Raw genomic sequence first — 12,211 nt, 5'->3', positions numbered from 1 at the left:
ACGAAATGTAAATGATTTGTAATGTTTTTTTTCGTCAAATTTCATTATAATAAGTGGATGTGAGTGTCGTATTTCAATCCAAATGAAGGAGTACAAGAAATGGAGCAAAACCCATCTTTGCAAGAAAATACACGCAATAAACCGAAAAAAAGTAAGAAAAAAACAAAAATTATTATAAGCGTCATTCTATTCTTTTTAATAGTAGGAGGCGGTTATACGTGGTTTTTAGTAAATAAAGCATCTTCTGCTGTTCGAAATGCCGCACACGATTTAGCACGCGGTGATAAATCTGATTTACGTGATAAAGCTGTAAAACCTATTACGAACAATGTCTCTGTCTTAATAATGGGTGTTGATGAAAGCGATGTCCGAGGAAAAGAATATGGTGAAGCTATAAGAACAGATGCGCTGTTGCTTGCAACTTTTAATAAAGACAGCAAAACTGTTAAACTATTAAGTATTCCACGTGACACATATACTTACATTCCAGTAGAAAAGAAAAAAGATAAAATTACACACGCTCATGCATTCGGTTCTGCTAAAAACGGTAAAAAGGGTGGACCACAAGCAAGTATCGATGCAGTTGAAAAATTAATGAATGTTCCTGTCGATTACTTTGTAAAATTTAACTTTAAATCATTTATAAAAATTGTCGATGATTTAGGCGGCATTGAAGTCGATGTACCTGTTGAATTTTCAGAACAAGATAGTAATGATAATGCCGATGCAATTCACCTGAAAAAAGGTGTCCAAAAGTTAAATGGCGAAGAGGCTCTTGCTCTTGCTAGAACGCGACACATCGATAGTGATGCAATGCGTGGGCAACGTCAACAACTCGTTATTGAAGCTATTTTAAAGAAAATAACAAACGTTGGATCTGTAACAAAAGTTGGCAACATCATTGATGATATTAACGGACAATTCGTTACAAACTTAACATTCGATGATATGCTTTCATTCTATAAATATGGCGCAGATTCTTCAGTTGAAAAGTTACAAATTCAAGGTGATGACTGCTATATGGAAAAAGGTGATGATACATGTAGCAAATCTGCTGGTGGCGGTCGAACATATTACTACAATCCAGATAAAAAAGCACTAGCAAATGTTACGAACGAACTTCGTACTCACCTTGGACTACCTGCCTATACAAAAACTGACTTTGATTCGAAAAAAACAGATTCAGAGAAAACGAAAGACACTAACTCTGAGAGAACAAAAGACACTGACTCTGAGAGAACAAAAGACACTAACTCTGAGAGAATAAAAGACACTGACTCTGAAAATACAAACAAACGTGAGTCAAGTAACAACAACCATAATGATAATAACAATGAATAAAAAGAAACCGTACTCTATGGAGGTAGAGTGCGGCTTCTTTTTTCAAACATGAAAAATCAGAACTTTCCAACTATCTTTTTTAATATTTTTAAATTATAATAAATAATAGTAATCTATTCCAATTACCAGGGGGCTCATACATATGAAAGCTGCAGTAAAACATAACATTTCAGATTTTAAAGACTACTTAAAATCCAACGATATATACATGGAAGAAAATATAGATGAAAATGATGGTTCGGTGCATTTTTCAGTAGGATTAGAAACAGAAGCTGGCGCAAAAATTCAACTTATCGCTGCTTTCGAAAATGAAAATCCGACTGTGGATATATACTGCTTCAATGTTGCTCACGTACCTGACGAAACATCAACAAATGACATTTTACATGTCATCAATGAATTAAACACATCTTACCGATTTGCAAAATTCACACTAAATAAGCAAAATGCAATTGATATTTCAACATCTCTTGCATTCTCAGAACCAAACTTTAATCCAGCACTTGTTTTTGAGCATACGAGAATGCTGTATAAATTAGCGAACGACGAATATAAAAACTTAATGAAAGTTATTTGGGCATAAAGTAAAACTATAATCAGTGACGTTTTACTACCCACAAAACAAAAGGATGGGCTGCAAGCAGCACCATCCTTTTACTTCGATATCATATCAACCCACATTTTAACAGCAGTTCCTACAATTAAAGTGGACAATACATATTGCAGTACTTTTTGATTTAGCCTCTTCCCGACTCGTGCTCCAAGTGGCGCAGCAAATATACTTGCAACCGCAATAATTAGAGCTGGAATGATAACTACTTGCCCAGTAATCACTTTTCCTGTAGTAATCCCTATTGAGGAAATAAACGTAATAGCGATAGATGTTGCGATCGTCATGCGCAGTGGTAATTTTAAAATAACTAGCATAATGGGAACTAAAAGGAACGAACCTCCAGCTCCTATAATGCCTGAAGCTCCCCCTACAACGAACGCTAACAAGCTCGCTAACCATTTATTATACTTCACGTCTCCACTATTATTTTGTTTCGGTACAAACATCATAATAGCTGCAATTGTAGCTAATGCTGCATAAACAACATTCACTGTATGTTCCTCTAATATGTTAGCACCGAAACTCCCTATGAAGCTTCCTATTAATATACTAGCTCCCATATACATAACTAACGTTTTATTCATGTCATTACTTTTTCGGTATGCCCACGCACCTGCAAAAGTTGCAAAGAATACTTGTACCGCTGTAATACCGCTCACCTCATGTGCAGTATAACCAGTAAACCCTAGCAATACTGGAATGTAAAAGATCATCGGATAATTAATAATCGCGCCGCCAATCCCAACCATTCCTGATATAAACGATCCTATAAACCCAATTATAAAAAGTAATACGACTAAGCTCACCTTACATCCCCCGCCTTCTTAAAAGAAGGTGATTTAAATGAATAAGTTTACATTCCCATCCGAAGCATCTGCTAAATATGCTCCTACCCCAGCAAACTCTACCCCTTCCATAATCTCTTCCTCTTTTAACCCTAATAAATCTACTGTCATTTGACAAGCTACAAGTTTAATTCCTTGTTCTTTCGCCAAATCAATTAAATCCGGCAAAGGCATTGCGTTATGTTTTTTCATAATGCCTTTAATCATCTTCGGCCCCATGCCAGCAAAATTCATTTTGGATAATCCCATCTTATCGGCACCGCGCGGCATCATCTTCCCAAATACTTTCTCTATAAAAGTCTTCTTTACTTTCACATGCTCATCTTTTCTAAGAGCATTCAACCCCCAAAAAGTATGAAATATAGTCACTTCTTGATCATAAGCCGCTGCACCATTTGCAATAATATAGGCAGCCATCGCTTTATCATAATCTCCGCTAAATAACACGATTGTCGTTTTCTTCTGTTGTTCCATTTTGTTCCTCCTCTAAATTACCTATAGGGGTATTTAATTGTTTATAAAAAGGCTCAAATCTTTTATCTCTATGCTATATGACTTTACCTTCCCAAGCTAACATACCACCTACCATATTAATCACTTGAAAACCGTAACCTTCTAAAAATTGAACTGCTCTTGCACTTCTTCCTCCCGAGCGACAAACGATAATGTATTCATTATTTTTATCAAGCTCATGCATTCGAAACTCTAGTAAGCCTAACCTAATATGAAGCACGCCTGGAATTTTCCCTTCCCTCACTTCTTCCACTTCACGAACATCAATTACATGTATCTCTTCATTTCGTAACAATCTTTCCTCTACTTCTCTCGCTGTAATTTCTTTCATCTTAATATTCCTTTCCTTACAAAGCGTTCATACCACCTGAAACATTTATAATGCGCTGAAATCCTAATTTCTTTAATACTTTTGCTGCTTGCTTACTTCTCATCCCACTCTGACAAATAACGATTACTTCCTTATTCTTATTTAATTGATTTGCCTTACTAACTAACTCATTTAGCGGGATATTCTGAAAGCCCTTCATATGGTTCCCTCTATATTCGCCTACTGTACGAACATCGATAAAGTACTTCCCCTGTTTTCCCACTATACTTTTTAATTCTTTTCCATTTATATTTTGAACACCTTTCACCGGTAAGAACCGTAAAATAACAAACCATGCAGCCAATACAACGAAAAGCGTACTTACTATTGTGTTCATATAACTCCCCCTCTACATTTATAAAATTATTTCTTTACTACGCCTTCTTAATCCAAAACTTTAGTACATCGCTTTCTTCTGCATGCTTTACGATGTCATGACCAGTTTTGTTTGCCCACGCTGGAATATCCTTAATTGACCCTTTATCCGTTACATGTACTTCTAACACTTCGCCCGATTGTAAAGTATCCATCGCTCTTTTCGTTCTTACAATTGGCATTGGACATGCTAAATCTTTCGCATCTAAAACTTGTTTTATATTCATCATCTATTCCTCCAATTTGTTATTAATTATGAACTGCACAGCGGTTTGGACCAATCTCCATTTCACGTTCTTCTTCCACACTCGGATGAATTTTCCCCATATTCGTTTGACGAATTTCTTGATAAGCATTCGGCTGAGGTGGTAGATTCTCCGTTACAATTTTGCGAAACTCATTCTCATCTTTCATATTTAACCCTGCATTCACTTCAAACAATTGTTTTAAATTAGCACTCACAACCCCATTTTCATCCATTTCACTTATTTTTGAATAATGAGCTGGTAAAACAATTAACTCTTGAGATAATTCCTTATAGCGCTTATATAATGTATTTCGTAAATCGCTCACCCAATCTTCAGCCTTACCAGCAAGATCTGGACGCCCGATTGAATCTACAAATAAAATATCGCCCGATAATAAATAGGAATTATCTACAATAAATGATGTACTCCCAATCGTATGCCCTGGTGAGTATAGCGCATCAATTTCGATTTTGGTACCCCCTACCGTAATAACAGATCCTTCTACAAGTGGTTCGTATAAGAAAACGACTTCCTCCGCATCTTTTGGAGGTAACCAATACGTACCACCTACTTTTTCAGCTAACTTACGACCGCCAGAAATATGGTCTGCATGTAAATGTGTATCCATTACATTCGTAATAGTAACTCCATGCTCTTCCGCAAACTCCTCATATGATTCAATCGTTCTTACTGCATCAATAACTGCTGCTTCACCGTTAGAAACGACCATATAAGATAAACAGCCTTTTCCAAGACGATTAAATTGATATATACTCCCTCCGCCCTGTACATCTCCTACTTTGAGCGGCTTTACATATTCACTCCAAGCTTTCATCCCACCAGCTAAATAGGAAACATCGTTGAAGCCAGCATCCAACAATTGCTCCGCGACAAACTGCGAAGAACCTTCTTTTGCACATACGACTAAAATCTCTTTCTCTCTCGGTAATTCATCTACAATATGGTCTACACCATCTAACAAGTCAAAATAAGGTTTATTAATAGAAGAAACTTGTTTCCCTTCAATTTTCCAATCTTCATAATCCGTCTCATTACGAACATCTAAAATGAATAACTCTCCGAATAAAACTTTCTCTGCGACATCTTTTGCTTGTAACGGTTTAACATTCATTTTATTACCCCCATAGGTATATTTTCGTTCAAAAAAAATTTACTTCTCTATATTCCCTTTCCACCCTAACATACCAGGAATGACATTTTTCACATTTGAAAAACCTTTCTCTTTCAACATTTGGCAAGCTACATCACTGCGGTTACCAGTTCGGCAAACAACATAAATTTGCTTCGTCTGATCTAACGATGTACTGTCTAGTTCACCTAGTGGCACCGAAATAGCAGATGGAATATGACCAAAAGCAAATTCTGCTGCTTCGCGAACATCTAATACAATGCACTCTTCTCCGTGAGATAATATATCCTGTAATTCCGCATTCGTAATTGTATGAGGATATTTCACAACTTCATTCACTTCATGTTCATGCGCTTTCCTCACATAATGCATCAATATAGCACCCTCGTGTTTCGTCCCGATATATTGATGCCCTATTTTATTCGCCCAACTTTGTATATCTACCGTAGATCCTTTATCTGTTGCCTCAATTTCAATCACTTGCCCTGATGCCAATCCTTCCATCGCCTTCTTCGTCTTTACAATAGGCATCGGACAAGCCAAACCTTTACAATCTAAACTCATATCCACTTTTATACTCATTATCGATTCCTCCATATTTCACACACTTATACCTGTAGGGGTATATTAAAACGTTTTTGAAAATCTGTCAACACTTATGTTTGACAGATTATCGGCTTTTTACAAGTAATTGAACGGCTTCTTTAATTAACTCTTCATTTGAACCATTGCCACTTTCAAACTGTTCACGCAAACATTGCTCTAAATTTGTTCCAACAACTAATCCAATTGTACGATCTAATGCAGAACGAGATGCCGTTAACTGTGTAATAACCTCTCGGCAATCTTTTCCTTCTTCCATCATACGAAGCACACCGCGCACTTGGCCTTCAATACGTTTTAATCTATTTTTCATATCTTGATTGTATTCCACTGTAGACCACCTCCGTAATTATAGCTATATTATATATTACTTTATAACCTTGTATAACATCATATACCCTTTAGGGTATATTGTAAAGGGGGATGTTTGTTTCTCAGCCTTCTAGCGGTTAAGTGGTCTACTCTACCTTATTCCTTATAAACTCTTTGTAAAAAGATAATCCATATCGCCACCTAACGCTGCAGCTGTATCACCAGTTTCTCTAAAATCATGTGTATATATTTTTTCAAATGAACCGAAATCTACTTGCTTATAAAATTCAAAACAAGGGAATCCATCATGCTCTCCTTGAATATCAATACTACCATCCTGTTTCACACATACATTTAATACATAATCCACAGGAGGTGCATATACATTTAATGGATTACTTGCACTCGCACTCATTTTGAATTGCACACCTTCAGAATTCCATGTGATATCAGTGCACACAATATTTTCTGTACTTGCTTTCCCTGTTCTTTTACTCACAGAACCATCTGGATTTGTAACCTTCTCTGTCGTAATACCCGTATTTGCATATGAAAACACTTCTTCTTTATAAAAATCCACTACAACCTCTTGCTCAACTCTAGAGCGCATAGTATTTACCGTATGTGGTGTAAATTCACGTGAATCACCTTCGAATTGGATTGCTTTTCCTGTTTCCATATCCTTCTTAGCTTCCGTCCAAGGCATTGGAATAAATACACTCGCTCTAATTTTTACGATATTAGTCATAAGATACACCTCTATAATTTTATTTTAGATACTGCATAATATTGAGTAAAACAGATCACAATATCGCTCCCATAATCAATAGCTTTCTCTTTTACGCTTACTACTTCCTTCTGAAAAATAGCGCTATATTTACAGCTAGATTATCGTTTTAAAGCTATATTCCATCTCTCCAGCTAGTGCTGCTGGGGTATCATCCGTTTTTCTGAAATCATGTGTGTATATCAATTCAAACGAACCAAAATCTACTTGTTTATAAAATTCATAGCAAGGGAAACCATCATGTAAACCTTCAACGTGCACAGCGCCACGTTCATTAACTCGTATAGTCAAAAAATAATCAGCTGCAGGTGCTGCCGCATTTAACGGATTGCTTGCACTTGCTCTCATTTCAAACGAAACTTCATCTTCACTCCATACAATATTTGTACATACAATGTTTTCTGTACTTGTTTCTCCTTTTTGATACTCAATTGAGCCATCTGGATTTGTAATTTTCACAGTGACGATACAAGCATCTGCATATGTGAAAATTTCTCTTTTATAAAAATCAATATTCACTTCTTGTTCTAATCTTGAACGCTTTGTATTCACAGCGTATGGTGTAAACTCACGTGCATCTCCAGCATATTCAAAAACTCTTCCCGTTGCAGGATCCTGAATAGGTTTCAGCGAAACATACGGTGCAAATACACTCCCTCTAATTTTAACGATATTAACCATGTGAAACCTCCATCGATTCTATATTATATAAATCATTATTTGTTCTACCAACATAATATAGTCAATTTGATTGACTTTATTATGTATAGTACAATAAGCATTACATATAGTCAACTTAATTGACTACAAGTGCGGAGGTTATATATATGGATCAAACATTTAACGAGTTAGATCTTACATCGCTTTTATCATTATCATTTAGCACATTAATTACTGAGCTACATGACAAATTAAGTGAATTAGGATTTGAAGATATTAGGCCAGCACATGGTTTTATGTTCAAACGCATCCTCCCTAATGGGGCAACTGGTATAGAACTAGCTGAATATTTAGGGGTTTCCAAACAAGCTGTAAGTAAAATGGTGGATTCTCTTGAGAATAGTGGCTACGTTACACGTAAAACACACCCTACTGATAAAAGGGGTAAAATCATTGTTTTAACCGAACGTGGTTTAGCAGTAATGAAGGCAAAAGAAGAAATAGTAGCTGAAATAGAGCAGCGATGGATTGAAAACATAGGTACAGAACGAATGCAAATGCTAAAAGAAGATTTGACAACATTCGTTACTAAAGAAAATACAGAGAAATTATCATCAAATATACGACCTGTCTGGTAAACAAAAAACGAATCCATTTTGATTCATCTTCTTCAAAATGGATTCGTTTTTCTATAGCTGTATTAAAAATCATGAATTTCTTTAAATTTTATTCTACTGAATATATTTTTTACGCGTTATATAATTCCATAACTCTCTTCACAACCAACTCCGCAGTATTCTCCTCCGGTGGCATCAATAAATTCGTAACCGGTCCATACACAACAGGGCTTAATTCCACTTCATACCCACCATATGAGAATTCTTCCTTCGTTGGTAAATAACCAATATATCCATTCATATATCCACCAAAGAAAGCTAATTCATTTTGAAGAATCTCTTTCATTTCTAGGGCAGTTTCTGAAAAAGGTTCCATCGGTATGCCAGAGAAAATCCCATCATTAACTTGAAACAGTTGCACTTCTAAATCAATACTTAACCGCCGCATACCTTGCTCATATTTCTCTAAAACGATAGCAAGCCATTCATCCGCATTCACACCCCACTGCTTCTCAGCTAGTTGGGCCATTTTTTGTATCTCATCAATTTCAGGAATATCCTTCAACTTCATTTGCATAGTACTTGAAACTGTCCTTACATTTACAATTGGGCTATATGTAACTGTTGGCAACATCGTTAATACATGTCCACTAAGCATGTAAGCCATTTGGTTTAATGCTTCCCTTGAACCGCGATACTTCGCATTCACATTTCCAGCAGCACCTTGAACAATAATAACTGGGCAGTTTACTATTTTCTCAAGAAGCTCTCTCGTCATCCCCGGATAATCTGCTGACAATACATCACTATCACCTTTTAAAACGTTCGGATGGGCAGTACAAAATATTACAACTCCAGATAACTCCTTCGTTTCAACATCTCTTATTGCTAACATCCCAATTCGCTTATCTACAACACCCTCTATATTCGTTCCCATCTTCGCTTTTCCATCAGATGTTCTCTCTCTTCGGTTTACTCCAATATTACCTGTCGTAACACTCCATCCAACTTCACATAGCTTCAAATTGTTATTCGCAGTAACAGCACCGTGTACTACATTATTTACTAAAAGCGTTTTATACGACTGTACTAGCGGATCATCACCGACCGTTTCTGGACCGGAATGCGTATGAGTATAAACAACCGTTATTCGCTCAAATGGCACATGAAGCCTACTTGCTACTTGCTCACGAATAAAATTCGTAGCCTCTACTAACATTCCAATATTATCAATACTTATAAACACAGTTTTCATTTCATCTTTTTCAAATACAAAGATTGTCCCGTAAATACGCTCTTCAATATTATTTATTCCTGTCTCTCTATGATATCCGACAAAATCAATACCTACAGGTGGCGTAATATCCACCTTACATACCCCTACTTTGCTCATTTGAATCGCTCCATTTCTCTATGTAACTCCCTTTCTTCAAGAATAGCATATTTAACTTTGCTCCAAATAAAAAGAACGGACATAGCATGCTATGTCCGTTCTTTCCATCACACATATTTCCGATGCACCATCTTCCCATCATAAGAAAACACAACGCCCTTACTCTCCACAATGGACTCCATATGCACCGTTCTTCCCCACAACTGATGAAGATATGGCAATACTTTTTCTAAGTATTTTAAATCGAGCTCGATTCCTTCGTAACTATGTTTAATGTATAATTCTCCGTTCTTTAAGTAGTCTCCATCTTCTACTACTAAGTACGGGAATCCACCATTTGTCCGCATATTTACGAGCTGATCACGTACATGTTCCCATTCTTTATCAATTACTTTATATTCTTTTCCTTGGCGCTGGAATAAGTACATATCTTCTCTCATTACGAGTTCTTTATTTAAGTAGTTTCTTAGGAATGATACGTCCCATTCAATTTCGCGTACTTCAAACATTTTCTCTCGACCAGAACCAGGCTTCACACCACGCCTTTTCATTTCTTCTGTCGGGTTGTTGTAGCGTTCTTCAATATCTTCAAACATTTTAATACCGAGGTAGTATGGGTTAATGCTTGTTTTTGATGGCTGAACGACACCTGCATTTAATTTTGCGAATTCGATTGCTTCATCAGATGTTAAGTCCATTTCACGCAGTATACGTTGATGCCAGTAGGAAGCCCAGCCTTCGTTCATGATCTTTGTTTCAAGCTGTGGCCAGAAATATAACATTTCCTCACGCATCATCGTTAATATGTCTCGCTGCCAATCTTCAAGCTCACGGCTATATTCTTCAATAAAGAGTAGTAAATCTTTCTCTGGTTGCGGTGGAATCTTCTTCTTTTTGCGTATATTCGATCGTTCCCTCTTTTTATTTCGATCATCTAAATTCCATAAATCATCGTATTGTGATGCTTTTTTCTTTTCCACTTCTTCCTCTTCTAAATCATCAATACCCCATGCAAGTTTCGGACGCATAAGCGACGGATCAATATGCTCTTGAATGGCAAGTACGGCATCTAAAAATGTTTCTACCTCTGCCTTTCCGTACTTATGCTCATACGCTTTCACACGGTCCGCTGTTGCGGCCATACTCTCTACCATATCCCGCTTCGTATTTGAAAAACGAATATTATTTTTGAAGAAGTCACAGTGTGCTAAAACGTGTGCTACAATTAATTTGTTTTGGATTAAAGAGTTCGTATCCAATAAAAATGCGTAACATGGATCAGAGTTAATAACGAGTTCGTATATTTTACTAAGTCCTAAATCGTATTGTAATTTCATTCTGAAAAATTGTTTTCCAAAACTCCAATGTGAAAACCTTGTCGGCATCCCATATGCACCAAATGTATAAATAATTTCCGCTGGACATATTTCATAACGCATCGGATAAAAATCAAGCCCAAATCCAGTCGCAATTTCCGTAATTTCCGCAATCGCATATTGCAGTGCTTTATCGTCACTTGCTCTCATTATTTTCCCTCCTTACACTTTCCCTTAAGAAAGTGTATGATGGGGAACAAGCTTTCATGAGGATTGATTGCATAATAAAAAGACACCCTCGTAAAAACGAGAATGTCTCATCTATTAATCTTCAATAATCTCCATCTTCTCCGTAATCGGTGTACGAGCTTTTCCTTCTGGCGCTTTTTCGAAATAACCAATATGAAGAATTCCAACGATACGTTGGCCTCTTGTTAAACCGATTCCTTCTATAAATAATGGATTATAGTTTAATCCACCTGATTTCCAAACACAGCCTAAGCCGCGTTCCCAAGCAAGCAATTGGAAGTTTTGCATAAATGCGCATGTTGCAGCGTAATCTTCGTCACGCTGAATTTGACGCGGATCTTCATTCATATATACAACGATTTGTGCAGGTGTGCTTAAGAAACGATCAGATAAAATTTTACCGCGTTTCGCTCTTTCTTCTTCTGTGAAAGAGTTTAATACCGCATCTACTAATTTCTTACGGCCGTCCCCAATGTATAATTTACAATTCCATGGCTCACGGTGTTTATGATTTGGTGCCCACGTTGCATCGTTTAATAGTTCAATTAATAATTCTTTGTCTACTGCTTTATCTGTAAATGTACGAACAGATCGTCTTTCTTTAATAACATTTGCGATGGAAGTATATGTAGTCATATTTTTCTCTCCCTTATTTTTCATCTATATGTATAAGTTTGTTATTGATATTGATTTTCAATTTCGATTATAACCTAGTTTTTCACTATTAATCAATGTTTTATGTTGGAAAACATATAAAAAACTTCTTTTTCTACTGTGAATAAAAAAACTTAGCTTGTTCACAAGTTTTTCACATTTTAT

At 36.4% G+C, this 12,211-nt stretch carries 16 protein-coding genes; 3 read left to right on the top strand and 13 right to left on the bottom strand.

Annotated elements, in window-relative coordinates; all coding sequences use genetic code 11:
* Nucleotides 1–99 precede the first annotated feature (99 nt).
* Both MHB70_RS03210 and MHB70_RS03205 read left to right on the top strand, forming a co-directional pair.
* Nucleotides 100–1,341, top strand: coding sequence for an LCP family protein (locus MHB70_RS03210; RefSeq protein ID WP_061529761.1), 1,242 nt, complete (start codon nucleotides 100–102; stop codon nucleotides 1,339–1,341).
* Between the two features lie 142 nt (nucleotides 1,342–1,483).
* Complete coding sequence (locus MHB70_RS03205; protein ID WP_000642358.1) at nucleotides 1,484–1,924, top strand: hypothetical protein; 441 nt, start codon at nucleotides 1,484–1,486, stop codon at nucleotides 1,922–1,924.
* A 71-nt stretch (nucleotides 1,925–1,995) separates the two neighbouring features.
* Here the strand turns inward: MHB70_RS03205 and MHB70_RS03200 are convergent, their stop codons facing one another.
* From MHB70_RS03200 to MHB70_RS03155, 10 genes are all read right to left on the bottom strand, one after another.
* Entirely contained in the window at nucleotides 1,996–2,760 is a 765-nt protein-coding gene (locus MHB70_RS03200) for a sulfite exporter TauE/SafE family protein (RefSeq protein WP_000060711.1), read from the bottom strand.
* A gap of 33 nt (nucleotides 2,761–2,793) precedes the next feature.
* On the bottom strand, nucleotides 2,794–3,273 hold the full coding sequence (locus tag MHB70_RS03195; protein WP_000437728.1) for a DsrE/DsrF/DrsH-like family protein: 480 nt from the start codon (nucleotides 3,271–3,273) through the stop codon (nucleotides 2,794–2,796).
* Nucleotides 3,274–3,346: 73 nt separating this feature from the next.
* Entirely contained in the window at nucleotides 3,347–3,643 is a 297-nt protein-coding gene (locus MHB70_RS03190) for a rhodanese-like domain-containing protein (RefSeq protein ID WP_000659152.1), read from the bottom strand.
* A 16-nt stretch (nucleotides 3,644–3,659) separates the two neighbouring features.
* A complete protein-coding gene (locus MHB70_RS03185; protein ID WP_001092539.1) occupies nucleotides 3,660–4,019 on the bottom strand; it encodes a rhodanese-like domain-containing protein in 360 nt (119 codons plus the stop codon).
* A gap of 37 nt (nucleotides 4,020–4,056) precedes the next feature.
* Nucleotides 4,057–4,287: a sulfurtransferase TusA family protein gene (locus MHB70_RS03180; protein ID WP_002038023.1), complete on the bottom strand. Its 231-nt coding sequence runs from the start codon at nucleotides 4,285–4,287 to the stop codon at nucleotides 4,057–4,059.
* Nucleotides 4,288–4,306: 19 nt separating this feature from the next.
* Nucleotides 4,307–5,437 carry an MBL fold metallo-hydrolase gene (locus MHB70_RS03175; protein WP_001101336.1) on the bottom strand — a complete coding sequence of 377 codons (1,131 nt, stop codon included), beginning with the start codon at nucleotides 5,435–5,437 and terminating at the stop codon, nucleotides 4,307–4,309.
* Between the two features lie 39 nt (nucleotides 5,438–5,476).
* On the bottom strand, nucleotides 5,477–6,052 hold the full coding sequence (locus MHB70_RS03170) for a sulfurtransferase TusA family protein (RefSeq protein WP_154698697.1): 576 nt from the start codon (nucleotides 6,050–6,052) through the stop codon (nucleotides 5,477–5,479).
* Nucleotides 6,053–6,125: 73 nt separating this feature from the next.
* Nucleotides 6,126–6,389, bottom strand: coding sequence for a metal-sensitive transcriptional regulator (locus MHB70_RS03165; RefSeq protein WP_000456206.1), 264 nt, complete (start codon nucleotides 6,387–6,389; stop codon nucleotides 6,126–6,128).
* Nucleotides 6,390–6,533: 144 nt separating this feature from the next.
* Nucleotides 6,534–7,118 carry a DUF3238 domain-containing protein gene (locus MHB70_RS03160; protein WP_000182095.1) on the bottom strand — a complete coding sequence of 195 codons (585 nt, stop codon included), beginning with the start codon at nucleotides 7,116–7,118 and terminating at the stop codon, nucleotides 6,534–6,536.
* Nucleotides 7,119–7,253: 135 nt separating this feature from the next.
* Nucleotides 7,254–7,838 (bottom strand): DUF3238 domain-containing protein, encoded by a 585-nt coding sequence (locus MHB70_RS03155; RefSeq protein WP_000247271.1) that lies wholly within the window; start codon nucleotides 7,836–7,838, stop codon nucleotides 7,254–7,256.
* 146 nt (nucleotides 7,839–7,984) lie between these two features.
* On the opposite strand from MHB70_RS03155, the gene MHB70_RS03150 reads away from it, so the two are divergent.
* Nucleotides 7,985–8,455 (top strand): MarR family winged helix-turn-helix transcriptional regulator, encoded by a 471-nt coding sequence (locus MHB70_RS03150; RefSeq protein ID WP_000372894.1) that lies wholly within the window; start codon nucleotides 7,985–7,987, stop codon nucleotides 8,453–8,455.
* A gap of 109 nt (nucleotides 8,456–8,564) precedes the next feature.
* Here the strand turns inward: MHB70_RS03150 and MHB70_RS03145 are convergent, their stop codons facing one another.
* The 3 genes from MHB70_RS03145 to MHB70_RS03135 all read right to left on the bottom strand — a co-directional run bounded on the left by MHB70_RS03145 (nucleotide 8,565) and on the right by MHB70_RS03135 (nucleotide 12,028).
* Nucleotides 8,565–9,827 (bottom strand): neutral/alkaline non-lysosomal ceramidase N-terminal domain-containing protein, encoded by a 1,263-nt coding sequence (locus MHB70_RS03145; protein ID WP_002038026.1) that lies wholly within the window; start codon nucleotides 9,825–9,827, stop codon nucleotides 8,565–8,567.
* 107 nt (nucleotides 9,828–9,934) lie between these two features.
* Nucleotides 9,935–11,353: a stage V sporulation protein SpoVR gene (spoVR, locus tag MHB70_RS03140; protein WP_001202691.1), complete on the bottom strand. Its 1,419-nt coding sequence runs from the start codon at nucleotides 11,351–11,353 to the stop codon at nucleotides 9,935–9,937.
* 114 nt (nucleotides 11,354–11,467) lie between these two features.
* On the bottom strand, nucleotides 11,468–12,028 hold the full coding sequence (locus MHB70_RS03135; protein ID WP_002093832.1) for a nitroreductase family protein: 561 nt from the start codon (nucleotides 12,026–12,028) through the stop codon (nucleotides 11,468–11,470).
* Between the last annotated feature and the right edge of the window lie 183 nt (nucleotides 12,029–12,211).

It is taken from the genome of Bacillus sp. FSL M7-1020, from assembly GCF_038050415.1.
Classification (GTDB): domain Bacteria; phylum Bacillota; class Bacilli; order Bacillales; family Bacillaceae_G; genus Bacillus_A; species Bacillus_A toyonensis.
Note: the sequence above shows the minus strand (reverse complement) of the source record. Positions and strands in the feature narration are given on the sequence as shown.

Excerpts from the sequence above, each read along its gene's own strand:
- MHB70_RS03175 (WP_001101336.1), bottom strand. The coding sequence starts at position 5,437 with ATGAATGTTAAACCGTTACAAGCAAAAGATGTCGCAGAGAAAGTTTTA.
- MHB70_RS03185 (WP_001092539.1), bottom strand. The coding sequence starts at position 4,019 with ATGAACACAATAGTAAGTACGCTTTTCGTTGTATTGGCTGCATGGTTT.
- MHB70_RS03135 (WP_002093832.1), bottom strand. The coding sequence starts at position 12,028 with ATGACTACATATACTTCCATCGCAAATGTTATTAAAGAAAGACGATCT.
- spoVR (WP_001202691.1), bottom strand. The coding sequence starts at position 11,353 with ATGAGAGCAAGTGACGATAAAGCACTGCAATATGCGATTGCGGAAATT.
- MHB70_RS03190 (WP_000659152.1), bottom strand. The coding sequence starts at position 3,643 with ATGAAAGAAATTACAGCGAGAGAAGTAGAGGAAAGATTGTTACGAAAT.
- MHB70_RS03170 (WP_154698697.1), bottom strand. The coding sequence starts at position 6,052 with ATGGAGGAATCGATAATGAGTATAAAAGTGGATATGAGTTTAGATTGT.
- MHB70_RS03145 (WP_002038026.1), bottom strand. The coding sequence starts at position 9,827 with ATGAGCAAAGTAGGGGTATGTAAGGTGGATATTACGCCACCTGTAGGT.
- MHB70_RS03205 (WP_000642358.1), top strand. The coding sequence starts at position 1,484 with ATGAAAGCTGCAGTAAAACATAACATTTCAGATTTTAAAGACTACTTA.
- MHB70_RS03195 (WP_000437728.1), bottom strand. The coding sequence starts at position 3,273 with ATGGAACAACAGAAGAAAACGACAATCGTGTTATTTAGCGGAGATTAT.
- MHB70_RS03180 (WP_002038023.1), bottom strand. The coding sequence starts at position 4,287 with ATGATGAATATAAAACAAGTTTTAGATGCGAAAGATTTAGCATGTCCA.
- MHB70_RS03155 (WP_000247271.1), bottom strand. The coding sequence starts at position 7,838 with ATGGTTAATATCGTTAAAATTAGAGGGAGTGTATTTGCACCGTATGTT.
- MHB70_RS03150 (WP_000372894.1), top strand. The coding sequence starts at position 7,985 with ATGGATCAAACATTTAACGAGTTAGATCTTACATCGCTTTTATCATTA.
- MHB70_RS03160 (WP_000182095.1), bottom strand. The coding sequence starts at position 7,118 with ATGACTAATATCGTAAAAATTAGAGCGAGTGTATTTATTCCAATGCCT.
- MHB70_RS03210 (WP_061529761.1), top strand. The coding sequence starts at position 100 with ATGGAGCAAAACCCATCTTTGCAAGAAAATACACGCAATAAACCGAAA.